The sequence below is a fragment of the Psychrobacter coccoides genome, from assembly GCF_017498085.1.
Lineage (GTDB): Bacteria > Pseudomonadota > Gammaproteobacteria > Pseudomonadales > Moraxellaceae > Psychrobacter > Psychrobacter coccoides.
Window position 1 is genome coordinate 32,703 of the sequence record NZ_JAGBKM010000004.1, and the last position, 25,929, is coordinate 58,631.

Here is a 25,929-nt window from a genome sequence, read left to right on the forward strand (position 1 = left end):
TATACATATAGTTCTTACGATAAACATAGTGCTTCAGTGACCATTAAGCAGTTATTGAATCAGTACTATTAAACGACCAACACAGCTATCATCGCCTACCATTTTCTTAAGCATTCAACTTAATCATTAAATAAGAAACCTTCTATGACTGATAAAGCGACAGACACTCCTAGCCAAGACTACAAAGATACCTTAAACCTTGCCGATACCGTATTTCCAATGCGTGCGAACTTGGCTAAACGTGAGCCAGATTGGCTCGCTGCATGGGAGGCGGATGAGATCTATGGCAAGATTCGTCAAGCGCGTGAGGGTGCACCCAAATATATTTTGCATGATGGCCCTCCATACGCCAATGGACAGATTCACTTAGGCCATGCCGTAAACAAAGTCATTAAAGACATCATTGTGAAGTCCAAGACCCTATCAGGATTTGACGCGCCATATGTGCCGGGTTGGGACTGTCATGGGCTGCCTATCGAGCAAAAGGTAGAAGCCAAAGTTGGGAAAGTCGGGCAAAAAGTCTCGGCAACTGAGTTTCGTGGTCTATGCCGTGAATATGCCAATACGCAAATTGAGCTGCAAAAGGCCGACTTTAAGCGCTTAGGCATCTTCGGTGATTGGGACAACCCCTATCTCACTATGAACTTTGCACAAGAAGCCAATATCGTCCGTGCTCTAGCAAAAATCTATGACAATGGTCACGTCACTCGTGGCATGAAGCCAGTCAACTGGTGCTTGGACTGTACCTCAGCACTGGCTGAAGCAGAAGTGGAATATAAAGACAAGGTCTCAGACGCTATTTATGTCAGCTTTGACGTCTTGGATATGGACAAAGTCACCGCATTGGCTGATATCGAAGGCACAGTCAGCGCTGTGATATGGACGACGACGCCGTGGACCTTGCCTGCCAACCAAGCCATCTCTGTACATCCTAAGCACGACTACAGCGTGGTTGCGACACCAAGGGGCAATTTGCTATTCGCCACTGATCTCGTTGAGAGCGCTTTAACTGAGCTAAAGCTGGACAATAACGGTATATTGGCAACGGTATCAGGACGTGAGCTTGAAGGTCTGCGTGCGCAGCATCCACTGATTAGCGATCGTCAAGTCCCACTTATCTTAGGCGACCATGTGACCACAGATAGTGGTACGGGCCTCGTTCATACCGCCCCTGGTCATGGTCTTGATGATTACATTGTGGCGTTAAAATACGACTTACCTGTCGAAAACCCAGTAGGCGGCAATGGGGTTTATTTAGACAGTGCCGCTGTGTTTGCTGGTGAGCATATTTATAAAGCCAATCCAAAAATCATTGCCACCCTGCAAGAAAGTGGCCATCTTGTCAGCCATACCAAGATTGAGCACAGCTACCCGCATTGCTGGCGTCATAAGTCGCCGATTATCTTTCGAGCGACACCACAGTGGTTTATCAGCATGGAGGCTAAAGGCTTACGCGCGCGTGCCCTGGCTGATATCCCTTCCGTGACATGGACGCCATCATGGGGTCAAAACCGTATCGAGGCGATGATGAATGGTCGTCCTGACTGGTGTATTTCACGTCAGCGTACTTGGGGCGTGCCCATTCCTTTCTTTATTCATAAAGAAACGGGTGAGCTGCATCCAAATACGCTTGAGCTGATGGAAACTGCCGCACAAAAAATCGCTGAGGGCGGGGTTGAAGCTTGGTTTGATGCCAGCTGTGAGGACTATCTAGGTAGCGAAGCTGCTGATTATGACAAAGCCACTGATACGCTAGATGTTTGGTTTGACTCAGGCACGACCCATTTTGCTGTGCTTGAGCAACGTGATGAGCTGACCAATCCGGCTGACATGTACCTAGAAGGCTCAGATCAGCATCGTGGTTGGTTCCAAACCTCGCTATTAACTTCAGAAGCGATGTATGAGCGTCCACCATTTAAGCAAGTACTGACCCATGGCTTTGTGGTCGATGAAAATGGCCGCAAGATGAGTAAATCACTGGGCAATATCATCACCCCACAAGACGAAATCAATAAAACAGGTGCCGATATGCTGCGCCTATGGATTGCCTCAAGCGACTATCGCTATGAGATGAACGCTGGCAAATCAGCCTTTAAAGGCGCCATCGATATGTATCGCCGTATCCGTAATACCTTACGCTTCTTGCTCGCCAATACTGACGACTTCGACCCTGCCAGCAACAATGTGGCGATGGACGACTTGGTCAGCCTTGATAAGTTTATCATTGAGCGTGCCCAAACGGTACAAGCGCAAATCATTACCGCTTATGATGCGATGGACTTTCACCAAGTCACTCAGCACATCACTGCATTTTGCTCGCAAGACTTGGGCAGCTTCTATTTAGATATCATCAAAGATCGTCAATACACTACTCAAGCTGATGGTCAGCCACGCCGCTCTGCACAAACAGCGATTTATCATATCGCTCATGCACTCATTCGCTGGATTGCACCGATATTGTCATTTACCGCTCAAGAGGCGTGGGAAGTGTTGCAAGGTAAGAATAACAGCGATACCGGCTATGTATTTACCAAAGAATGGTATGAGTTCCCAGCGTTTGAGCTTAGCGTTATCAACACTGATGACTGGCAGCACATCATGCAAGCCAAAGACATCGTCAATAAGCATATCGAAACCGCTCGGGGTGACAAAATCATCAACGCCAACTTATCTGCTGATGCGGCTATCTATGCTGATGGTGCGATGTATGACAGCCTTGTTAAACTCGGTGAGGAACTGCGCTTTGTACTGATCACCAGTAAGGCCACGCTTGCACCAATGAGTGCTGCGCCTGCTGATGCCAATAACCAAGCAGCAGATGCCTCAGATTCAGAGAGCTTGGCCGACCTAAAAGTCACCATCAGCGCCGCTACAGGTAGCAAATGTGTACGCTGTTGGCATATCCGTGATGATATCGGGGTTGATCCTGCACACCCAGAGCTGTGCGAGCGCTGTGTGACCAACGTCAGCGGCGCCGGTGAGGTGCGACACTATGCGTAATGCGCCTAACCCACCTGACTCCTCTAAGCAGGAGCAGACCGTTGCTAGTGTGGATGGTGTAGACAGCAGCCCTAAGCCTGCACATGTCACCACTGGCAGCTCGCTCACGCCTAGAGGTCGACTGATGAAAACGCCAAAGTCAGTTGCCAATGGCAGTCGCGCTTTTATGTGGTATTTGCTATCACTTGCAGTGCTTGTCGTCGATCAATGGACAAAGTGGCTGGCCGAGACCAAGCTTACTTTTCATGAGCCTGTGCCTGTGATTGAGCCTTTTTTAAATTGGACCTTGGCTTATAACTATGGCGCCGCCTTTAGTTTTTTAGCTGATGCAGGCGGGTGGCAAAAGTGGTTTTTTGCAGGTCTTGCTCTACTGATGTCGCTGTTTTTGATTGGATATTTAGTTAAGGCCCCACGTCAAGCCAAGCTGCTATCAACAGGTCTAGCATTGGTGCTTGGCGGTGCGATTGGCAATCTGATCGATCGTTTGCTGCACGGTCACGTCATTGATTTTATTCATGTGCATAATGCTGATGTCTGGCACTATCCGATCTTTAATATTGCTGATATGGGCATCAGTATCGGTGTGGCAATGATCGTGATTGATATGCTGTTTTTGGAAAAAAAGCGCACTATTTAGCACTAGTTAATGTAAATAGAAACCCCGTTATAGTTTTCTATAGTGGGGTTTTTTTCTGTCGTAGATACCAGCAAATGATGGAAAACAATTTAGAATAAGTTATAAAGTAATCGTATTGAACAAATAAAAGGATTTTTCTATGTCAAATACTCAAACAAAACCTATCTTGCAAAAGCACCTTTCCACAGCTAATGATGCTGGAAGCGAAAATAGCGTGACTTTGTCAGTATTACAGGCGGATATCACCACGTTAAACGTTGACGCAATTGTGAACGCCGCCAATTCAAGCTTGCTTGGTGGTGGCGGTGTCGATGGTGCGATTCATCGGGCGGCGGGTCCTGAGCTGCTTGAGTATTGTCGCAACTTGAACGGCTGCGCAACAGGAGAAGCTAAAATCAGTCCAGCGTTTAATCTGCCCTCTCAGTATGTGATTCATACCTTAGGCCCTGTTTGGCATGGGGGCAATGATAATGAAGCAGCGCTACTGGCGAGCTGCTATCGGAATTCACTTGATTTAGCGGTTGAAAATGATGTGTCAAGCATTGCCTTTCCGGCGATTAGCACTGGCGTCTATGGCTATCCACTAGAGCAAGCAACTGAGGTTGCGATTGATACGGTTGAGGCTTATGTACAGAGCTGCTTAGAGAATGCGACTAACTTTTCAATCCGTGAAATAATATTTTGCTGTTTTTCAGCGACCGATGCCGCTGTTTATAAACAACTACTAGAATTACACTGAAGCAGCCTTTATGACACTGACTACCAAAAAAATAGCCACTTTTTATAGTGGCTATTTTTATGCGCTAACTTTGCGATTCATCGAAAACGCAAAGTATCTTAACAATTAATCATCTGCATGGGTTTGCTCAAACTCAGCATGCTCCACTTGGTACAAAGCACCCAGACGTTGCTGTAGATCCGTATCCAAAATCTGTCTGGCTTGTTTAAAGAACTCATTTTCTTCTTCTTTTAAATGATGGCGCACCTTATGAATCAGATCGGCACAGGTCTTATCCCACTTTTCTTGTCCAATACGGCCATCATCTAAAGTCTCCATCATTTCATCCATTTCATGATGCTCAGTGATGGCGTGACGTGATAAATCCAGACCTTCATCATGCTGCATGACGGGTACATAGAGATGACGCTCTTCAGCAGCGGCATGCGCCTGTAGCTCTAGCTTAAGGTCTTCATACACAGCTTTACGCTGGGCGTCACCTTCTGCTTTTTCGAGCTTATCGCATAGCGCACGTTGTACTTCGTGCTTTTCAATTAAGGCTGCAAAAATATCTTTTTTTAAGTCAACATCAGTATCATTACTCATTATTTATTTCCTTTATTTATTAAGAGCTTGATTTTTAATTTTCTAAATATTTTTTCAAACACCCCAACATCATAACAATATTAAAAAAGCCCATTGTCAACTTTCAGTGAGCAATGGGCTAGATTTCGTTAAGAGGATACACGCAGTACAGATTCCAGATTGATTATTCAACCACTGCTAAACCAAACGGCAGTCCTGCTGAATCTGGGATGTGCCGTGCAATATCTTGTAGAGCACTTGGTATCATCTCCTCCACCACAGGATGATAAAAAGGTATCTGTAATAAATCATGTGCCGTATCTCCACGCTCAATGGCTAACGCCAACAATTGTGCCACATGTTCAGCTCGTACACCTACCATACTGGCACCCAACACAGTACCACTGACTTTATCAGCATAAATTCGTAATACGCCTTCTCGATCCGTCAGCACCCGACTGCGACCATTGGCTTGACTTGAGGCGGTTCCAATCAACACTTTATTCTCATCCAGCTCATCAAAGCGCTTACCAACGCTAATCACATCTGGATTGGTAAAGGCTATTGCAAGCGCTGTCTTACGTCTAAAAGACACTGGCGCAGACTGTACCGCATTATAACCAGCCATAGCGCCTTCTGCCGCAGCCTCATGCATGAGAGGGCGATAGCCATTGACGTCTCCCACGATAAACACAGGATGCGAACCTACTTGTAGAGTATGGACATCAAACAGCGGCTGTCCACGCTCATCAAGCTCAAACCCAGCTTCAGCTAAATTCAGCTGATCAGTATTGGGTCGACGACCTAAGGCCACCAGCACTTTGTCTACCTGAACCTGCTTATCCCCTGCTTTAAGCAAGACACCTTGCTCAGCGCTAGCCAACGCCGCTGGAGCACCCAAATACAAGTGTATCTCTTTGGCAAACTCAGCCAAGGCAACCTCGCTCACCTTAGGGTCACTAATGCCAGCGACGGTATGCGCCATATCCGCACCATGTACTTCGACACCCAAACGAGCCAGCGCCAAACCCATCTCCAGTCCAATCGCACCCAAACCTAAGATACCGATGGACTTGGGCAAGTCTTGCATCTCAAAAAACTCATCAGTGGTGATACAGTGTTCGCTAAATGGCTCTAAAAATGCTGGCATCACAGGACGCGAGCCATTGGCAATAATCACTGCCTTAGCTCTGACGTGCTGCGTGCCTGATGCTTGCTCAACTGCTAATAAAGTTGGCTCTAAAAATCGTGCTCGTCCCATCATCAGATGCTCACCAGCGCCTTTTTTGGCACTTCCAGCTGCACTATTGGCAAATTGGTCACGCTGCTCACGTAGCGCTTGCCAAGCGGCCGCACCATCTAAACGTAAATGCTCGGCACCACTTATCCCGTAACGGGCAAACTCTTTTTGCGAGTGCCAAAACTCAGCGATGTGCAGCGCCACTTTTGAGGGCATACAGCCCACTCGTGCACAGGTTGTCCCAAGCGGACCTGCATCAATAAGCACAAAGCTTTTTTTGGCACGGCGTACTTCTCGTAACGCATACATTCCGCCTGTACCAGCACCGATAATCGCCACATCCACATTGATTAACTTGGCCATATTCATCTCCTGTCACTTTATTCACAGCTTTAAATGCCTATAAAAGTATCGTCAGCATTATTTATATTTATAAACACATCACTAAAGATATCATGCCTATAAACATAATATTGTAATATATATTATATACAGAACAAATTATACTAGCGTCTCACGCACTCTCTTAAATAGTGACAGTCAATTTGGAGATTACTTTTATCTTTATGAAAATAAACCTTGCAGTAAAATGGCGATAAAAAACCCACCCTGCACTGCGTAGGCAAACTGACAGCTCTTGAAGCTCAAACCTTCAGACTCATCAATATGACCACGAAAATAAACCCTTCCATACTTAATGCTTCTGACTAGCTGATATTCAACAAACAGTAGTAGCACAATTAATGCTAAATATACTATTGCCTCTCCACCAAAATCAGATGGTGTTATCTTTATATTTTTAAAAATAAATAGAGGGACAACAGCCCCTAACAGATGACCCACAATAATTGTTAACATATATTCAAACTCAAAAAACCTGTAGATATACAGTGCTGACCGTATTGATAGGTATTTAACTGCAACGGCAGTTACACAGAATATGAAAGACCCTCGACTTCTTAAATCTACAACAATTCTGCCAAAAACTTCAAATCCGCACCCATCAACACGAACAGTAATCCCGCCATATTCATAATTACCGTTAAATAATACGCCATGCGAAACTCAGGCTTTTTTGACTTATGTCGTAGATAAGTCTGCGCCACCATTGCGCCAACCCAACCACCAAGCGCACTGAGCAAATGCAGCGTTGATTCAGGTGTACGCCAACCATTGCTCTGTGCGGCGGCTTTGTCTTTGGCATAGATCGCATAGGTGATGACTCCCAATGCGATATACCAGCCTATCACCAGCCAGCTCAATTTATCTGTCGCCGCTAATAAGATTAAGACGCCATAAAAACCCACGCCCATAAACAAACGCTTTCTCTGTCCTGCTTCAAAGTCCGCTTGCGCACTGCGCTTTTGATTACGCTGACGGATTTGCTGGTTTTTTTGTGCCATTTTTTGCTGTACAAAGGCCAGCTCTTGTACTTGTTTGGCCTGCATACGCCCTTGACCGTCTTGTCCGATAGTAAACACCACTTGCTCGCCTACCTCAGGGCGGCGCTGAGCTTTGAATTCACTAACATGAAAGAATACTGACTCGCCAGCTTCAGTTTCGATGAAACCAAAGCCTTTATTGTCTTGCCATTTTTTAATTTGGCCTTGTTGTCTGTTTGTCATTTCGCTTCTGGTTCCTCTTTAGATATAGTCAAGGAGTTTTCAAATCGCTACAAGGCGACCGACCGCAGATAGTACACTGAGTACATCTAGGGCGAGCAACACTGTAGCGGTTTAAAAGTACTCCGACTATACGGCTGATATCTTACCCTGTTTGCGTTACACTATTGACGCTTACATCGTTGCGCATTTGGCTTATTATTTCTGACAGTGTATCAATTGAACAAGACCTCTTTTTTTATTAAAAATGGCTATAAATTATGACCCAATCTAAAAACGCACCCCAATTTATCAACCCTAATGAAGACACACGCATCGCTTATGGCAGTCTGGTTAAGCTGCATTTTGAAGTGTCATTAGAAAACGGCACCGTCATTGACTCAACCTTTAGCCGTGACACCCCAGTTACCCTTACCATTGGCGACGAGAGCTTATTGCCGGGATTTGAGCAAGTGCTGATGAATCTACGTGCGGGTGATACTCGTACAGCGCACCTTGAGCCTGAGCAAGCCTTTGGTGAGTGGAACCCTGAAAACGTGCAGCATTTTAGCCATGCTCAATTTGCACTGGCCGCTGATAAGCCAGAAATCGGTATGATGATTGAGTTTGAAGACAAGGGTAAAAACACCTTACCGGGTATCGTGAGTACCATCACTGATGACGAGATTGAGGTAGACTTTAATCATCCGCTGGCTGGTCAATCAGTATTATTTAAAGTGCAAATTTTTCAAGTCACGCCACCAGGTGTTACCGGTGTGCAACTTATGTAGTTTTTAAAAACGCTGCAAGTATTAAACCAACATCAGAGAGGATACTCATATGCAATATCAAACATTGCCACAACTGAATGAAAAGGTGTCTAAAATTTGTTTGGGCACCATGACTTGGGCACAGCAAAACACTGAAGAGCAAGCGCATGCCCAGATGGATATGGCATTGAGTGAGGGCGTAAACTTCTGGGATACCGCTGAAATGTACCCGTCACCGCCAGATAAGGACAAGCAAGGCGACACCGAACGTTACATCGGCACATGGTTTAAAAAAACGCAGCAACGTGACAAGGTCATTCTCGCCAGCAAGATGTCACCGATGAGCTTTTTGCGTGATGGGCAGACCCGTTTTAACGCTGAGCAAATCAGCCGTGCTATTGACGGTAACCTTGAGCGTCTACAGACGGATTATATTGATCTTTATCAGCTGCACTGGCCTGAACGTCAGGCCAATTTTTTTGGTCAGCGTGGCTATACTGAAGACATGGCAGCGCAGCCATTAGATGATTTAACGCCATTTTTAGAGACCATTCAAGCCTTAAATGACGAGATTAAAAAAGGCCGTATTCGTGCTTATGGTCTGTCAAACGATACAGCTTGGGGATTGATGCGCTATCTTTGGGAAGCGGATAAAAACGGCTTAAAAGCGCCGATTACAGTACAAAACCCATACAGCCTACTCAATCGTCTATATGAAGTTGGCATGGCGGAGATTGCCCATCGTTCGAACGTCGGTTTACTCGCTTACTCACCGCTTGGTTTTGGCGTACTGTCAGGCAAGTACCTTGAAGGTAAGCGCCCAGCTGGCGCACGCTTGACCTTGTACGATCGTTTTCAGCGTTATGTAAACGAGCAGGCCAAATCAGCCACCGCTCAGTATGCCAAGATTGCAGATGACGCTGGTCTTGATATGGCACAAATGGCACTGGCCTTTGTTAATTCACGCTCATTCGTCACCAGCAATATCATCGGAGCAACCACACTTGAGCAGCTTAAGTCCAATATCGATAGTGTCAATCTGATCTTAAGCACTGATGTATTAGACGCTATCGAAGCGGTGCATACCCGTCAGCCCAATCCATCGCCTTAGATCGTGTCATTCATTCAAGCATTTATAAGCATAAAAAAAGGCGCAAATCATAACAATTTGCGCCTTTCCTCAGTTGTCTTTCAGTTGTCGTGACCATCTATAGTCAAGGAATTTTAAAATCGCTACAAGGCGACCGACCGCAGATAATACACTGAGTACATCTAGGGCGGGTAACACCGTAGCGGCTTAAAAGCACTCCGACTATATTGTTACTATCTTTATTGTTACTATCTTTGCGATACATCGAAAGCTTTAAACTTCAGGTGGTGTGGTCAACACACGGCGATGCAGCTCTGCCAAACCTTCTTGCATCCGCTGTTGTAGCATATTCGTCATCTCACTTTTACTAAATCCATTTGGATCTAGTGGCTCCAGAGGCAACACATAAGCGGTCACACTTTTACTATCGAGTACCTTTTTTATGCTCTCTTTCATGGTCATTTTGCCATAATAAGGCAGATCTTCACTGAGCGTGCCGTCTTTATTGACATAACAAAGTACGATCGGCTGTACAGGTACGCCAGCATCTATGGCAGATTGTAGCAGCGTGCCATGGATACGCTTCACTTTTTTGCCATCAGTGGTGGTCGCCTCAGGGAAAAACACCACCGAAAAGCCTTCACTTAAGAAACTGGCAATTTGGGTCGTCACCGAGCCTACATCTCCTGACCCACGCTGTATAAATAGTGTGCCTGCGGCATGAGCAAGCTTACCAAAGACTGGCCAATCCCCTATCTCAGCCTTTGACAAGAAAAATGCTGGGCTCACGGTGCCGACTACTGGAATATCCATCCATGACACATGATTAGAAACCCAGAGACCATGATGCTGTGGTACAGGTTCAACTTGTTCAATCTTGACCCCAAACGAGCCTGCCATCTTGCGACAAAACGTTTGAATATAACGTGGTAGCTTTTCACGTGGCGGCTCACGAAAGGCACCAATACGCTGTGCCGTACGTAGTCCACCCGCAATAGTGGTACTCATACCCGCAATCTGTTTACCACGGCCTAACTGTTTTCTAAGTGAAAAGCCTGACTTAGATTGGCTCATCTGTATCCCTCATGATTAGATAACTACTGAACAATGCCATAGTTATGGTACAAAGAATTAGAAAATGTGATTGCCATTTAGCGCTAAAAACCGCTATTTTAACAGCAAAAATTGGGACTAGTATAACAAATTTATAGTATCTCAGTGTCTATTTGTTCACTCAATGATCATAGGCCAAATCTCTATCACTCAGCTATAGTGGCTCCTACATAAAACAGCTACATTATATGCCAGTGCAGAACTGGTATGAGCTTTACTGGCATGCGGTATCATTTTAGAGTGAACTCACTATATGCTAAGTTGATTATCTGCATTTAGACGCTTGTGATTTTATAAAGGCGTGTCTATCGCTTTGTTCTGTAACATAAAACCATCGATAATTATGCTGATACGCTTTAATATCACTCTCTAAGGCCACATATATACAGCTAACTACAAGCTACGAACACGTTATAACTTCTGCTGAACCAGACCCTTAAGGCCAAACCCGTAGCGACTTTTTTATTTTATTGATAGGTGATACTTTTTGGAATATTTTGACAGACATGAAGGTGGCGAGCGTGCCATTATCGTACATTTAGACATTCGCCAAATCCAAGATCCTGACGATCTTAGCGAGTTTGAGCTTTTGGCAGACTCTGCAGGGGCAGATCGTCTGGCATTGGTCACAGGGTCACGCTCTAAACCGGATGCCAAATACTTCGTTGGGAGTGGTAAGGTTGAAGAAATTGCCGAGCTGGTCCGTGAGCATGATGCTGACATCGTTCTGTTTAATCACAGCTTATCGCCCTCCCAAGAGCGTAACATTGAAAGGCTGGTACAATGTCGAGTCCTTGATCGTACCGGCTTGATTTTAGATATTTTTGCTCAACGTGCGCGGACTTACGAGGGTAAGCTACAAGTTGAGCTGGCGCAGCTGAACCATCTCTCGACCCGTTTAGTCCGTGGTTGGACGCATTTGGAGCGTCAAAGAGGGGGGATCGGTCTGCGTGGGCCAGGTGAAACGCAGCTTGAGACGGACCGTCGTTTGTTGCAGGCACGAGTTAATCAGCTCAAAACCCGTCTCGATAAGGTAAAGCAAACCCGTGCGCAAGGTCGTGCCCGCCGCCAAAAGTCAGACGTACCGACCATCTCTTTGGTCGGTTATACCAACTCAGGTAAATCAACCTTATTTAATCGCTTGGTCGATGAAAACATCTATGCTGCAGATCAGCTGTTTGCCACCTTGGACCCAACGCTGCGCCGCTTAGATTGGCAGGGTGTTGGCCGAGTGGTACTGGTCGATACCGTAGGTTTTGTCCGTCATCTGCCGCACGAATTAGTAGAGTCGTTTCATGCCACACTTGAAGAGACTTTGGAAGCCGATTTACTCTTGCATGTCATCGACTCCTCTAGTGAAGATATGCACGAACAGATACAGGCGGTTAAAGACGTCTTGGCTGAGATTGATAACGACGTACCTGTCCTCAATGTCTACAATAAGATCGATCTAACAGGCGAGCCTGCGCATATTGGTTATGCCAGTGACGGCGAGCCTAACCGTGTCTATGTCTCAGCCCAAGACAACCTAGGTATAGAAAAGCTATCTTTGGCTGTGCAGCAACTATTGACCGGTGCCCTGACTACTTTTGATTTGACCCTACCCTATGACGCCGGTCAGCTCAAAAACACGCTCTATGAGTTGGGGGTTATTTTAGAAGAAAGCTACGACGATACGGGGCATGAATGCCTAACCATTCGCCTGCCTAGCGAGCGCTTAAAACAACTGCTTGGTCAAGCCAGTTTAGATCCTTTGGATGTTTTGCCTTTGGCACAGGCGACCTTATTGATGCCAGTGCTAGAAGCCTTTGAGCAGCCCGACGACGATGAGCCAACTATGACCGAAACGCAAGAACGTGCGTTTGATGAGTTCAATGCACCTTAAGCCAGTCTTTTAGGTCTTTATTACTAAACGGGCGATATCAATTGATATCGCCCGTTTTTTATCCAACCTAATGCGTTCTAGCAATCTTTTGTACTTCTACTGCGCACGACCACCTTTCAAAATCAGCCCAGTTATTTTATAGGCTTTATTAGTTGTCACACTCTCTATATAATCGCCTTATCTAACTCTGACTTGGGCAGAATGACTTATGCAGCCTACTCCCTCCTCCGGTATATCTCCATGGTTAGGATTAGTCTTGACCTTAGCGCTGGTCATCATCGTTCGTGAGGCAGCGGTCGTGATCTGTCAGTGGGCCGGTATCGAAAAAGCGGCCAATATCGTTGGCTTATTAGCTATGTTCTTCATTCTGATTGCCTGGCGACTGATCAAAGGCATTCCAAATTGGCTGACTCAGTCCAGTAATACCTTACTGGTCGATAGTGGCTTTGCCTTTTTGCCAGTCTCGGCTGGTGCAGGCATACTACTCTTTAATCTCGGTGATGAGCTATGGGGTGTGATGGCGACCATGCTTATCAGTACCCTCATACCACTCTGGGGACTTGCTATCCTTGCCAACCGCTGGCTAAATCACGATACTGATGCTGATATCGGCAGCGATACCACCACCAAACATCCCGATCAGCTTTAAGCTGTAAAGAGAGATTATGACTTTTGATAGTGTATTTGTAGCGACGCTAGCAGCGATAGTGCTCACTCTGGCAGCTCACGTGATCGCACGTGTATTGGCACGAAAGCTGTCATGGCTACCTATGGTCATTACCGCTTTGGTCTTAGTGCTGTTGTTTTTGTTTATTTTACAATGGGATTACGACCACTATTATAGTGTCGCCAAGCCCGTATTTGATCATCTGCTTGGTTATGTGACCGTATTACTGGCTGTGCCTTTGGCAGCGATGAATTTTAAAGGCCTTCCCGTCAAAAAACTCACCCTAATTGTGGTCATTGCTAGTGCGGTCGGAGCGCTGTTACCAATGTCATTGGCTTATCTGTTTTCATTAAGCCACGACACCTTGTTGGCTTTTGCAACTCGTTCAGTCACCACCCCTATTGGCTTGAGTGTGGCAGATTTGATTCAAGCGCCCTTAGCAATGGCCAATCTCATCATCATTATCTCAGGGCTCATCGGTGGTGCAGTAGCACGTTCTTTATTTCGTGGTATCGATGACGATCGTGCTAAAGGTTTGGCGCTTGGGCTGGCTGCACATGCTTTTGGTACTGTTGAAGCTTGGCAGATTAGCCAAACTGCGGGGCGTTATGCAGCTTTTGGTCTGGCTGTAAACGGTTTGGTCACTGCAGTATGGGTGCCTGTTTTTATCAGCGCTGTAGGAATATAAAGACATATCGACTGTTATGCCTTTTTAATCAAGTAGATAGGTATAAAAATAATTGTATGCTATAGTAAACAGATATTATTTTTTGTATCTTTTGCAAGTAGGTTTTGTTAATCCTCATTTTGCTAATATTCGATAAAAAGTGATTCTTTTATGATAAATACATCTACTTTCATCAATCGCTCTCTATCTCCTATATTATGGACCGCTATCGCAGCATTCTCTACTCTAGCCATGACAGCACAAGCTGGCAATATGTATATCTATAAAGATAATGCTGGACAAGTCTTGCTGACCAACGTCAGTCCAAGCGGTAACTTTGATAAATTTACCAAAAAGGTGAAAGTCACTTATTACAAAGATTCAAAAATGTACGACGGTAGCAATAGCAGTTATGGCAGCAGCACAGCCAGCAATAGTGGCAATCGTGATGCTTATGACAGCTACATTCGTGCTTCTGCGGCGCGTCATGGCGTTGATCCCGCCTTGATGAAAGCCATGATGCATACTGAATCTGCCTTTAACCCAAATGCCCGCTCCCCTGTAGGCGCTCAAGGTTTAATGCAGCTGATGCCCGCCACTGCTCGCCGTTTCAAAGTCAGTAATCCTTGGAGCCCTGCTGACAATATCGAAGGCTCTGCTAAATATATCGCTTGGCTGATGCGCCGCTTTAATAATAATGTCGAACACGCTATCGCTGGTTATAATGCGGGTGAAGGCAATGTGGACAAATATGGTGGCATTCCACCGTTTAAAGAAACTCGGAACTATGTCAAGAGGGTCATGAGCCGGTATCATACCTTGTATAAAAACGATGCAGGCTTGTCTGATGTGACGATGAACGCCAGCAATGTCACAACTGGCAGTAATAGCGGTATACAGACGGTGAGTTATGCGACCAGCAACAATAGCGCTGGTGCCAGCTACGCCAACTCAGCCTATGCTGCATTACGCTAATATCAGTGCTAGGGCATGTCCTCAATTCAATCGAAGGATACCTAAATGGGCTAAAAATGGCTAAATCTTGCCAAACATCGTTAAATAGCTAGGTAATATCCCGATATTATCTGCGCTATTTTCCTTGTTTGACGGCAATTTATCTCATTTTTATCTCCATTTTTAAAATGAGGACAAGCCCTAGTGTTACAGATAAAAGCATGACGCATAAAAAATCCCGTTATATAAATAACGGGATTTTTTATGTTTAGCAGCTGTATCAGCCTGATAAATATAAGCCTAATACAGCCAAGCTGAGGATAAAGAAGCCTTCAACATCCCCAGCTGTGGCAAAGGTTTAGTATAGCTTATTGGCTAGCAGCCTGAGCAGCAGCAACTTCAGCAGCAAAGTCTTCTTGCTTCTTCTCGATACCTTCGCCAACTTCTAGACGTTTAAAGCCAAGTACTTTAACGCCTTCAGCTTTTAGGACATCACCAACTTTTTTGTCGTTGTCCATAACATATGGCTGACGTAGTAAGGTTACTTCGTCTAGGTACTTACGTAGGCCACCTTCAATCATTTTTTCTACGATGTTATCAGGCTTGCCAGACTCTTTGGCTTTGGCTTCGATGATCTCTTTTTCGCGAGCCAATACGTCAGCATCGACACTTTCGTCATCAACAGCGACAGGGTTGAACGCAGCGATATGCATAGCAAGGCTCTTGCCTGTCTCTTCAGTGCCGCCTTCATAAGAAACGACCACACCGATACGCAGACCGTGACGGTACGATGCTAGGTTGTCGCCTTCGATAGTTTCTACACGGCGAATCTGAATGTTTTCACCGATTTTTTGTACCAAAGACACACGGGCTTCTTCAACTGTTTGACCATCACCATAAGGCAGTTCAGCGATAGCGGCAACGTCAGTGGTGTTGTTTTGTAGTGCGATATCTGCGACTTTTTCTGCAAATGCAGTGAAGTTGTCATCTTTAGCGACGAAGTCAGTTTGGCAGTTTACTTCTAGCAAGAAAGCTTTGTTGTCGCCATGAGCGATGATGATAGCACCGTCAGCAGCGATGTTGCCTGCTTTTTTGGCTGCTTTTGCTTGACCAGATTTACGCAGGTTATCGATGGCAACTTCGACGTCACCATTTGCTTCTTCTAGTGCTTTTTTACATTCCATCATGCCAAGACCAGTACGGTCGCGCAATTCTTTTACCATTTTGGCTGAAATCTGTGCCATGTGAGTTACCTCAATATTGTAGTGTATGGGGGTGCTTAACAAGCAAATTCATAACAAGGTTATTAATAAAGCAATTTTATTAATGCAACAAGGCATGACGAGTAAAACTGCATCATGCCTGCTATATGTCTATCTACTGTTATGACACTATATGGACACTGATAGGCAATATATCAAGTCATCCATAAGCGTTAATCATCTTACTCAGCAGGGGCTTCTTCTGTAGTTGCTGCTGGCGCTTCTTGCTCAGCAGGCGCTTCTTGTTCAGCTTTGCCACCAGCTTGAGTTTGTGCGTACTCTTTACCAGCAATAATAGCGTCAGCCATAGCGGTGACATATAAGGTAACCGCACGAATAGCATCATCGTTTGCAGGAATGATGTAATCAACATTGTCTGGGCTTGAGTTGGTATCTACGATACCGATTACTGGAATACCTAGGTTTTTGGCTTCTTTGATCGCAATCGCTTCATGATCAACGTCTACCACAAAGATGGCGTCAGGTAGGCCGCCCATGTCTTTAATACCGCCAAGTGAACGCTCAAGTTTTTCCATATCACGAGTACGCTCTAGCGCTTCACGCTTAGTCAGCTTAGCAAAAGTACCGTCTTCACTCTGCTTTTCTAGCTCTTTTAAACGGCTGATTGACTGGCGTAGTGTTTTCCAGTTAGTCAACATACCACCTAACCAGCGATGGTCGACATATGGCATGCCAGCACGCTGCGCTTGCTCACGGATCACACCGCTAGCAGCACGCTTAGTACCAACAAAAAGTACTTTGTTTTTCTTAGCGGCCAAGCCGTTTACGTAAGTCAATGCTTCGTTAAATGCTTTAACCGTGTGCTCTAGGTTGATGATATGAATTTTGTTACGTGCACCAAAGATATATGGACCCATTTTTGGGTTCCAAAAACGTGTTTGGTGACCGAAGTGGGCGCCCGCTTGTAGTAAGTCGCGCATTTCCATCTTGGTTGGATTTGAATTAGCCATGATTAAATATCCTATTGATTGGGTTATGCCTCCACATCACAAAAACGGCCTATTTAGCGACACGCATCTGCTAACGGTACCAGCCTATTGCTGCCATACTGTCAATTGCAAATTAATCAAGTCGCCAAACACCCAGCAGTTTTTTGCCGTGATGTGTGTGTCATTGGTTGGTTAAAGAAATTGAACTATCATTGAAACTTAATTATTGAAATCAAATTATAAAAATAGCTGCGCTGTATTATAGCATAAATTAAATTCTAAGCTCCAACATTATTAATGGTTGTTTAAACAAACCATATCCAGCAAATGTTTAAAATTTTAGGCATAAAAAAACGACGTTGACACGCCGTTTATAGTTTAGTTATGAACAATCGTTTTTATCATCTATGCAATGCAGATGCCAATCACTGCTTCATAGCCACGCCATACAAATGGTGTGATATAACTGTGACGCTCTTTGGGCAAATAAGACACACTGGGTACCCCTTCAGTGATCTGCGGAGTAGAGATAATAAATTCAGGACCAAACTCAGTACGAGCGTTACCCGAGATGGTGTTGGCCATCTCACCCAACAAATCTTTCATCATCGAGATGGACAGATCAGGCTCACCCATAACTTTAATAATTTCGCGCAACATAACTGTAGGCGCACTGACATAGACACAGCCCTTTAGAGGACCTGATATCTTGATGATACCGCTATAGTCATAACCAACTGCGCTTTTGTTGTCATGTAAATAAGGGGTATCAAGCGTCACTTCTGCACTATCAATCTGTGTAAAAAAAGCATTGATTGAGCTTAAAAACACCCCTAACTTCTCTACTTTAACCATAATATATTAACATCCATATTCATGACACTTTTTATATACCTACTGGCTGATGGTTTAGTCCTGCAAACAAACAACAATTTCACCAGCTTGTGACAACCATGTGATAGGTATTATAAAAGAACGCTCATCACTTGGTAGTACCACCCCTTGCGGTGAACCCTTAAACATAAACGGTACCGATATATGAAACTCTGCACCGAACTCAGTACGAGCATTACCAGCGATGGTATTGGCAACTTCGCCGGCGAGATCAACATACATCTCTTCACTGTCATCGGTCTCGCCCACACTATCCAATATAGAAGAGAGTAAACCACGTGTCGCTGAAAAATAAACCACCCCTTTTTGCACCCCTGATATACCAATCACACCCGTATAATCATGGACTTTAGGCTGTTTGTTTTCTAGCAAATACGGGGTATCAGCGACAAGCGCTTCTCTACCAAACTGATTAAAGTAATTACTGATAATATTCAAAAAAATTTGTAACTTTTGTTCTTTCATAATATTGTCTTCAATGGTGGTCTACTTAGGGCGTTGAAGGGTTTCAGTCTTGTACTAACTCATACAAGGACTCAATCAACTCTTCTTCAGAAAAGGGCTTACACAAAAACCCACTGGCACCCAGTGACAGTGCTTCGATGCCTGTAGACTTATCGGACAATGCTGATACCACCAAAATGCGTACGTCAGGGTCAGTAGCAACAATTTTTTCGATACATTCAAGCCCATCCATCTGTGGCATGGTCAAATCCATGGTAATCACGTCAGGACGATGGACATTGAACTTCTCTAGCGCTTGAGCGCCATTGGTTGCCGTAGCAACCAACATAAACTGCCCTGAATCATAAGCGCGTTGAATTCGGTTTCGAATGATGTTTGAATCATCAACGATCATTAATTTATACATGGCTCACTTCAGTCCTTATGATGCTTTAGGTAATGTGATGACAAAACGTGTCATCTCACCAAGCTCGCTATTTACATTGAGCTTGCCGTTAGATTCTTTTACTTGAGTTTTGATAATATCTAAGCCAACACCACGGCCCCCATCTTCATCGGCTTCATCTTTGGTAGAAAACCCAGAAGAAAACAGCTGTTTTAATAACTGGTTACGATCCAACTGTTCGGCTTCTTCGAGACTAAAGCGCCCCAATTCCACTAGCTTTTGGCGAATACTGTCATAATCAATCCCTTGACCATCATCTTGTAGGCTGACGATAAAGTCTTGACCAACGCTTTGCATCTCCAGGCTGATATTACCAGTACTCGGTTTACCAGCTGAACGACGATCTGTAGGGGGCTCAATGCCATGAACGATAGCATTACGTACCAACTGAATACTGATCTCTTTCACTGTTTTTTTAAGTCGCTCTGGTATCTGAACTTGCTCTAAGGTCGCACTATTTAGCTGTACTTCTTTACCTTGTCGGGACGCAATGTCTTGAGCAAAGTCTTGGTAGTAGGCCAACAGATGACTGTCCGACTCATCATCTAAATCAATGTCTTCTCCCTCATCAAAGTCTAAGCTACCTATTACTTGGCTATTGGCTTGTGGGGTACTGTCTATAGCGCCTGCTGCTCTCACTCCCGCTGCAGTAGCAGTTGGTGTGGTGTGCGCAGCTTTGGTACTGGCTGCAGACGTCTGATTGATGCGCTCACCCAGCATCTCAATGGTGTTAGACAGACTGAGTAAGTCATCCAAATGCACTGCCAACTGCAAGAAGTCATTACCCGATAGTGCGCCTTGGTTTTGCAGTGCACTCAGCTTGTCTTCAGCATCAGAGGCGATTTTGGTAAAGCTATGCAGTTTTAGCGCAGAAGCATCGCCTTTTAAGCTATGCATATCTCGATAAATCGCTTTTAGTTTCGCTTCAAGCTCATACTGTGAACTGCCTGGATTTTTTAGAATATTATTCATTTTTTCGATATGAGCTTTGGTGTTACTAATAAACTCATGAATTACTTTTGGTTTAACATTCAAAATAGTGGTGAGCATCTCAATCTGCATGTCGTTTTGTGAGCGTTCTTTTTCTAAACGCTGCTCTAAATAGACCGCATCTGAGACGTCATTGACGTTGACCAAAATTCGCGCGATGTCCTTATCTTCATATACTCGTGAGAACTTAAAATCCAAGAAGCGACTGTCCGATCCTGTGCCTGAGGTGTTGTGCAACAATACTTTGGTCAATGGGTTGAGAGAGTCAACGAGCTTTTCTTTTACACGTGGGTTATAAAGCTGCTCGATAAACTGCTTGGTGGTATTGAGATCTTTATCAGAGATACGACCACGCAGTACATTGGTAAAGTTCTCTCCTGCAAGATTTTCTTCTCCCACAATCTTATTGAGTGCACGAGAGTGCTGTTGGCCAATTTTTAAGTCTTTATCAAGCAAGAACAGACCTGTATTCACCGTTTGCATAATCTCTTGAGTCTCACGGCGGGCTGCGAGTGCTTCGGCATCTGTCTCACGTAACCGGCGGACAAAGAAGAATACGAAGATCAAGAAGTAGGCAAAAATCGCAGCGACACCAAGAACCTGAATCAAACGAATGGTCGTTGCTTGACGTTCTGCATTACTAAAAACGTCTCTGGTCAGTTTATCTAACGATTCGTTAATAAATAAACTAGATGTTTTTGCTTGGTCAACTGCTTGAGCCAGCTCATCTGCAGAAGAAACCATAATATTGTTGGCATCTTTGAGATATGTTTGAATCTTCGGCTCTAAAACGTTCCATTGCTCCTTGGCTTCAGCAACATCTAAACGTGCGTCATTACTGATATTAGGGAGTTGGTAACGGTTACCTAAATTGTCTGTAATAACCCCACCCTGCTCGATTGCAGAAAGAGAGTTGGTAATTAATGCTGTATTTTCTTCTAGACGGGTCAGGACTCTTTGAATATGAGGAGAGCTAATATCCTCACCGTAACTACTCTCTAAGTCAAACAAGTCCTTAATTACTGCCTGAGCACTATTAGCGACTTGGTTGGTTTGATCAATAAGAGCCGTGTTTCTTTCTAGTAAACTTGAAGTGTAAAAAGTAAAAGCCAATAGAGCACCGATCAATGATAGAAACAGCGCAATTGAAATGATCAGGCCTTGATAGCGTTTATTATCGATATTATTTGTAGTTGCCATTTCAGAAATCCTTAGCTCGCTTGATTGGAAGTAGACTCACTGTCAGTGGATGGCTCTGTAGTGCCCAACCACTTCTCTTCAATCTCCTTAAAAGTACCCTTGGCTTTTAACTTTTCAATTCCTTCATTAACGGTATCAATCAGTTGATTGTTTTCTTTTGCCATTAGAATAACTTGTTGCGCAGATGGATTGTCTTCCCCTTCATAAGGAACAATAGTCACCTTATATTCAGGATAGTTTTTAGCCGTATACTGCAGGATAGGCATATCATGAAGAATTACATCGACTCTGTCTTGAACTAAGTCCTCATACAGCAAGTATGCAGTCGTATTAGTAGTTAAGTTATCTTCATACCCACCTAACTCATTTAACTGATCAACAGGCTTAGCCGCTTCCATGGCGCCAATTTTTGAATTCTTCAAATCTTTTAAACTTTTAGCATTAAGCTTACCTTCTGCATACATCATTGCAGATGGGTTGAAAAAATATGGCTGAGATAAACCGTAACGAGTATTACGATCGTCTTTATATGAAATACCTGAAATAGCAAGATCCCTACCTCCTGACTCTACAGTGTCAAACATGTTCTGCCAGGTTTCTTTATAAAACTCGACTTTAAACCCTTGTTCTTCGCCAATAGCTCGTATTGAATCAATATCTATACCTTGCATATTTCCATAGTCATCTTGAAACGAAAACGGCGGCATAGTGCCAGTAGTAGCAACCTTTACGATCGGTGCTGAATCTGGCAATTCGCTAACAAAAGTATCTTCATTTTCTGTGGCAGGAGGAGCGGTTGTTTTACTGGTGTTCTCTTGAGTGGTTGAGTTACTACATCCAAACAGACCTATAGTAAGTACAATGGGTAATGCCTGATATAACTGTTTCATGATCTATCCTTGATATTTAAGAACTAGAGAATTTTAATTACTGAAATGTAACTTTAGATATATAAATATACCTAAAGTTACATTTTATTGCTAACTAGAAATATTTCAAGTCCTTCTACTTCATTCATTTAGCCTTATTTTCCATGGCCAAAAAAAGCAGTTAAAACATAGCTTTCTAAACACTTTTGCAGTAAATAATTGAATGATTTACTGCTCAGTCATAATTAGCTCTAAGACGATGCTTGTGGTTTTGTCTGTTTTAGGACGGCTTGGGTTAAATCTTCACCAAACCATTTGGTAGTCAGCTCAGCATACGTGCCATCTTCTTTCAGGTTCTTTAGTCCTGCATTGATCTTGTCTAATAACTCTGGCTGATCTTTATCAACTACCAACACTTTATAGGCACTATCTGCGTGGATGTCTTCATAATCAAAATACTGTGGCTCAAGCTCTGAGAAGTCTCTCATCATGTATCGTAGTGCACCTGCATCCTCTGCCACTGCATCAACCTCTCCTTGCGCCATAGCTTGTATAGCAGCAAAAATAGTGATATAAGGCTCTACTGATTTAACGCTAACCTCATCACTTCTAAAATAGTCATACTGCACTGTCTCATCGAGCACACCAATTTTTAGGTCACTCAAGTCATCTAGTGAAGTGATGTTTTTTGATTTATCAAGATATAAAATTGTGGAAGGTAGAGGCGCATAAGGGTCTGAAAGGAGATACTTTCTATCACGCTCAGGATTGTAAGGCACTGCCGCTGCTATCATATCGCGGGTTTTATTATCTAGATTGACGAATACCTCCTCCCAGCGATCACTATAGTTAACCACTTTAAAGCCTTGATCTTCACCAATATGACGCATCAGCTCTATGTCAAAACCGGTGACATTACCGTACTCATCTTTGAAGTCATAGGGTGCAAAGTCAGTATCAGATGCAACCTTTACTATTGGCGCATCATCGGGTAGATTGCTAACAAATTCTTCTTTGGTCTCAGGGACTGCTGGCGTGGCACTCTCTGTTGTAGCGGTAGTGTTAGCATTGTTGCCACAGCCAAATAAACCAACACTTAATACAATGGGCAGCACTCGAAATAACTGTTTCATAATCCATCCTTGAAATTTAAAAGCCTAATATTCTTATTTTTGAATATAAAGGGTAGCTTGATTCCATTTATAAGCTAAATTCAGATTAATGAGCCGTTCTACCAATGAACGACAGACAACAGCATCAATCTGTAAAATATACTGCAATATGCATACCAGTTTTGGATAAACTGTCATAATTACCTCTTATAAGGCGTAATAATTGCACAAAAAAAGCACTCACAACGTTCAGTACGTAGTGAGTGCCCTTTTAGCTAAACCAGTATATAAGAGGATTTGACCTTTTTGGTCAGTTATCCCACCTCATCAAGGTTGAGATTACGATCTATTTGCCAAATTAAATAAGCGCCAAGGCTCATCAAGGCAAACATGGCGATACCGATTTTGAACACAGGATTGACGGGAAACAGGTTTAATAATAAGCCACCAAATATCCCTACCGAAAACATCAGTGAGCCTTGCAGTGCGCTAGCCATCCCAGCACGCTGCTTTTGAAACGCCAGTGCGATGGCGGAAGCGTTTGGCTGCGTCAGTCCCAAACCTGCAATGCAAAAGAATATGCAACTGAGTACTAAAGGCAACCAAGCATCCGTGCCCAAAAACATACCGACAAAAAACAAAGTACCTGCAGATATGACCTGCATCATCGCCCCAAAGCGTAAGATGCTCAAAATCCGAAAACGGTTGGTCAGCCACTGATTGAGCTGAGTCAATCCAACGAACCCTGCGGCATTCATACCAAACAGCCATCCAAAGTGAGTTGCTGAAACGCCATAAGTATCCATAATCAACTCAGAGGCCGAGCTGATATAAACGAACATCGCGCCCATCAGCAGGCCACCACCAATCGCCGGATAATTAAAGCGTGGGTCTTTTAACAAATCCCAATACTGGCTCAACACTTCTCTAGCAGGACGTGCATTACGGTTTTCTTCGGTAAGTGTTTCAAAGAAGAAAAACTTGGTCAATAGTAGGTTGAGAACCCCAAAGGCAGTCAAGAACCAAAAAATAGAATGCCAATCAAAAAACCGCAAAAACAACGCACCAAGCGATGGGGCCAATATTGGTGCCAGTCCCATCACTAAAATCATAATAGAGAATGCTTTGGCAGTTTGCTTCGCAGTAAGCCGGTCTCGAATAGCAGCACGGGTCACCACTGCGCCAACACAGGCGCCAAGCGCCTGAAATGTTCGCCCGACAAACAGCACATACTCGTTACTGGTTGTCGCACAAACGATTGAAGCAATCACGTATAACGTCATACCTATATATAAAGGCTTGACCCGTCCGACACGATCACTAAACGGACCATAGAACAGCTGCCCAAATACCAAACCGACAAAGTACGCAGGGACAGAGTTGGCCATAAACGCCGTTGATACACCAAAATCTTCTGCCATCTCAGGTAGTGCTGGCAGATACATATCAATAGACAGCGGCCCTATTGCCACAATAAGTCCTAGCATCATAATCCATGCCACAGGCAAATCCGCTGAGCGCACTCGTTCAGAAGCAATAGGTTTATTAGGCAAAGAAGAGTTAGGGGCAGACATATTTCAGACCATTTTATTGATATAAAGGGGATGGGTTTTAAGCATTACATGAGCACATATTGAGATACTACCTTCAATAGTGCAGTATTTGCACACAATTATGCAAGCAGACCGTGTTATATCGTACTGTCTGCTCGCATTTCAATACTCACTTAACCCTAATAGAACAAACCTAAATCATAAAAAGTCTACTGGCTCTGTCCGTTTTGACTACAAGGCCTAGCCAAATTGACGCTTGGCAAACTCAACACTGGCGTCTTTGGCTTTTTTTACCGCAAATTTACGGTTACGTCCTAGCATCATTTTGAGTTGCCACATTTTTTCTTTATACAAAGTCATGGCAGACTGCTGATGCATGGCATTGATTACCCGTTTACTGGCCAGCACTGCATCAGGAGAGCGCTGAGCAAACTCATCTGCCAGTGTCTGTGCAGCTTGCAGCGGTGTCTCACTACAATGACTGACCAAGCCTAGCTCTTTGCCTTCTACTGCTTCGACGATGCGTGCACTCATTGCCAGCTCTTTTAGGACGTCCTCTCGCACCACGCCAAACCCTGACTGTGTCAAGCCCATATCAGGCACCAAACCCCATTTGGCTTCCATAATAGACAGCTTACAGTCAGGATGGCTAATACGCACATCGCACGCCAGCGCCAGTTGTAGCCCTGCACCGATGCAATGGCCTTCTAATACCGCAATGACCGGCACTGGCACCTCACGCCAAACCAGACAGACCCGCTGATATAAGCTCTGCCCTGGCTTTACCAACTCCCAAAATGCAAACGCTTGGTTTTTGGGATGGTTTAAATCCCCCAAATCTATGCCTGCACAAAATGTTCCTTCTGCACCATTGAGAATGATAGCTCGTAATGCTTTATCTTTGCTGATACGTTCTGCGGCGGCAATCAATTCATCGACCACCTTAAAACTCATGGCGTTTTTTTTCGCTGGTCGATTGATTGTGACGGTGGCAATTTGATGGGTAACACTGATTTGTAAGGTCTCATATTCATAAGCAGCAAGAGGGTGCATAATAATCCTTAATGGTAAACAAAGAAGATAAAGTAACCGTCATAATGACAATACAACTTTAATCTTAGCAGTCTTATATCACCCATACCGTATCAAAAACTGACTGTAGCGATATCATTGATTTGCAATGCAAGGCTCTGAGTATGATGGTCGTTTGATTGAGTGAGCCGTTAATTTTTAAGGTGACAACACACATTATAATCACGGCA

General features: G+C 44.2%; 24 protein-coding genes. 9 read left to right on the forward strand and 15 right to left on the reverse strand.

The genetic code is table 11. The annotated features are described in order from the left end of the window. Positions 1 to 144 precede the first annotated feature (144 nt). From ileS to J3492_RS03500, 3 genes are all read left to right on the forward strand, one after another. Positions 145 to 3,000 (forward strand): isoleucine--tRNA ligase, encoded by a 2,856-nt coding sequence (gene ileS, locus J3492_RS03490; RefSeq protein ID WP_207989933.1) that lies wholly within the window; start codon positions 145 to 147, stop codon positions 2,998 to 3,000. Further along, complete coding sequence (lspA, locus tag J3492_RS03495) at positions 2,993 to 3,637, forward strand: signal peptidase II (RefSeq protein ID WP_207989935.1); 645 nt, start codon at positions 2,993 to 2,995, stop codon at positions 3,635 to 3,637. Before ileS ends, lspA begins: the two co-directional genes overlap by 8 nt. A 139-nt stretch (positions 3,638 to 3,776) precedes the next feature. Next, positions 3,777 to 4,376: an O-acetyl-ADP-ribose deacetylase gene (locus J3492_RS03500; protein WP_207989936.1), complete on the forward strand. Its 600-nt coding sequence runs from the start codon at positions 3,777 to 3,779 to the stop codon at positions 4,374 to 4,376. A 105-nt stretch (positions 4,377 to 4,481) separates the two neighbouring features. On the opposite strand, the gene J3492_RS03505 is transcribed toward J3492_RS03500, so the two are convergent. The 4 genes from J3492_RS03505 to J3492_RS03520 all read right to left on the reverse strand — a co-directional run bounded on the left by J3492_RS03505 (position 4,482) and on the right by J3492_RS03520 (position 7,805). Then, entirely contained in the window at positions 4,482 to 4,961 is a 480-nt protein-coding gene (locus J3492_RS03505; protein WP_207989938.1) for a hemerythrin domain-containing protein, read from the reverse strand. A 163-nt stretch (positions 4,962 to 5,124) separates the two neighbouring features. Continuing rightward, a complete protein-coding gene (locus J3492_RS03510) occupies positions 5,125 to 6,543 on the reverse strand; it encodes a dihydrolipoyl dehydrogenase (protein ID WP_207989941.1) in 1,419 nt (472 codons plus the stop codon). Positions 6,544 to 6,744: 201 nt separating this feature from the next. Then, positions 6,745 to 7,038 (reverse strand): hypothetical protein, encoded by a 294-nt coding sequence (locus J3492_RS03515; RefSeq protein ID WP_207989943.1) that lies wholly within the window; start codon positions 7,036 to 7,038, stop codon positions 6,745 to 6,747. Between the two features lie 107 nt (positions 7,039 to 7,145). Further along, a complete protein-coding gene (locus J3492_RS03520; protein WP_207989945.1) occupies positions 7,146 to 7,805 on the reverse strand; it encodes a DUF1294 domain-containing protein in 660 nt (219 codons plus the stop codon). 257 nt (positions 7,806 to 8,062) lie between these two features. On the opposite strand from J3492_RS03520, the gene fkpB reads away from it, so the two are divergent. Both fkpB and J3492_RS03530 read left to right on the forward strand, forming a co-directional pair. Next, positions 8,063 to 8,572, forward strand: coding sequence for an FKBP-type peptidyl-prolyl cis-trans isomerase (gene fkpB, locus J3492_RS03525; protein ID WP_207989947.1), 510 nt, complete (start codon positions 8,063 to 8,065; stop codon positions 8,570 to 8,572). Positions 8,573 to 8,621: 49 nt separating this feature from the next. Then, on the forward strand, positions 8,622 to 9,662 hold the full coding sequence (locus J3492_RS03530) for an aldo/keto reductase (protein ID WP_207989949.1): 1,041 nt from the start codon (positions 8,622 to 8,624) through the stop codon (positions 9,660 to 9,662). 252 nt (positions 9,663 to 9,914) lie between these two features. On the opposite strand, the gene J3492_RS03535 is transcribed toward J3492_RS03530, so the two are convergent. After that, positions 9,915 to 10,715, reverse strand: coding sequence for a lysophospholipid acyltransferase family protein (locus J3492_RS03535; RefSeq protein ID WP_207989951.1), 801 nt, complete (start codon positions 10,713 to 10,715; stop codon positions 9,915 to 9,917). Between the two features lie 526 nt (positions 10,716 to 11,241). Between J3492_RS03535 and hflX the strand changes: the two genes are divergently transcribed. The 4 genes from hflX to J3492_RS03555 all read left to right on the forward strand — a co-directional run bounded on the left by hflX (position 11,242) and on the right by J3492_RS03555 (position 14,948). Next, entirely contained in the window at positions 11,242 to 12,639 is a 1,398-nt protein-coding gene (gene hflX, locus J3492_RS03540) for a ribosome rescue GTPase HflX (protein WP_207989953.1), read from the forward strand. 208 nt (positions 12,640 to 12,847) lie between these two features. After that, positions 12,848 to 13,288: a CidA/LrgA family protein gene (locus J3492_RS03545; RefSeq protein ID WP_207989955.1), complete on the forward strand. Its 441-nt coding sequence runs from the start codon at positions 12,848 to 12,850 to the stop codon at positions 13,286 to 13,288. 16 nt (positions 13,289 to 13,304) lie between these two features. Next, positions 13,305 to 13,994, forward strand: coding sequence for an LrgB family protein (locus J3492_RS03550; RefSeq protein ID WP_207989957.1), 690 nt, complete (start codon positions 13,305 to 13,307; stop codon positions 13,992 to 13,994). A gap of 150 nt (positions 13,995 to 14,144) precedes the next feature. Further along, positions 14,145 to 14,948, forward strand: a complete 804-nt coding sequence (locus J3492_RS03555) for a lytic transglycosylase domain-containing protein (protein ID WP_207989959.1) — start codon at positions 14,145 to 14,147, stop codon at positions 14,946 to 14,948. A gap of 347 nt (positions 14,949 to 15,295) precedes the next feature. Here J3492_RS03555 and tsf read toward each other — a convergent pair whose 3' ends face one another. The 10 genes from tsf to J3492_RS03605 form a co-directional block, all read right to left on the reverse strand. Continuing rightward, entirely contained in the window at positions 15,296 to 16,171 is an 876-nt protein-coding gene (gene tsf, locus J3492_RS03560; RefSeq protein WP_207989961.1) for a translation elongation factor Ts, read from the reverse strand. A gap of 200 nt (positions 16,172 to 16,371) precedes the next feature. Further along, entirely contained in the window at positions 16,372 to 17,160 is a 789-nt protein-coding gene (gene rpsB / locus J3492_RS03565) for a 30S ribosomal protein S2 (RefSeq protein WP_207989963.1), read from the reverse strand. A 384-nt stretch (positions 17,161 to 17,544) separates the two neighbouring features. Beyond that, complete coding sequence (locus J3492_RS03570) at positions 17,545 to 17,994, reverse strand: chemotaxis protein CheX (protein WP_207989965.1); 450 nt, start codon at positions 17,992 to 17,994, stop codon at positions 17,545 to 17,547. 54 nt (positions 17,995 to 18,048) lie between these two features. After that, complete coding sequence (locus J3492_RS03575) at positions 18,049 to 18,498, reverse strand: chemotaxis protein CheX (protein ID WP_207989967.1); 450 nt, start codon at positions 18,496 to 18,498, stop codon at positions 18,049 to 18,051. 43 nt (positions 18,499 to 18,541) lie between these two features. Further along, on the reverse strand, positions 18,542 to 18,904 hold the full coding sequence (locus tag J3492_RS03580) for a response regulator (protein WP_207989969.1): 363 nt from the start codon (positions 18,902 to 18,904) through the stop codon (positions 18,542 to 18,544). Positions 18,905 to 18,919: 15 nt separating this feature from the next. Continuing rightward, positions 18,920 to 21,133: an ATP-binding protein gene (locus J3492_RS03585; RefSeq protein WP_207989971.1), complete on the reverse strand. Its 2,214-nt coding sequence runs from the start codon at positions 21,131 to 21,133 to the stop codon at positions 18,920 to 18,922. 11 nt (positions 21,134 to 21,144) lie between these two features. Continuing rightward, positions 21,145 to 22,023: a substrate-binding periplasmic protein gene (locus J3492_RS03590; protein ID WP_207989973.1), complete on the reverse strand. Its 879-nt coding sequence runs from the start codon at positions 22,021 to 22,023 to the stop codon at positions 21,145 to 21,147. Between the two features lie 230 nt (positions 22,024 to 22,253). Further along, positions 22,254 to 23,135, reverse strand: coding sequence for a substrate-binding periplasmic protein (locus J3492_RS03595; RefSeq protein ID WP_207989975.1), 882 nt, complete (start codon positions 23,133 to 23,135; stop codon positions 22,254 to 22,256). A 293-nt stretch (positions 23,136 to 23,428) separates the two neighbouring features. Beyond that, the gene (locus J3492_RS03600; protein ID WP_207989977.1) at positions 23,429 to 24,688 is read right to left on the reverse strand and encodes a multidrug effflux MFS transporter; all 1,260 of its coding nucleotides are present in this window, start codon (positions 24,686 to 24,688) and stop codon (positions 23,429 to 23,431) included. Positions 24,689 to 24,907: 219 nt separating this feature from the next. Beyond that, positions 24,908 to 25,720: a crotonase/enoyl-CoA hydratase family protein gene (locus J3492_RS03605; protein ID WP_207989979.1), complete on the reverse strand. Its 813-nt coding sequence runs from the start codon at positions 25,718 to 25,720 to the stop codon at positions 24,908 to 24,910. Between the last annotated feature and the right edge of the window lie 209 nt (positions 25,721 to 25,929).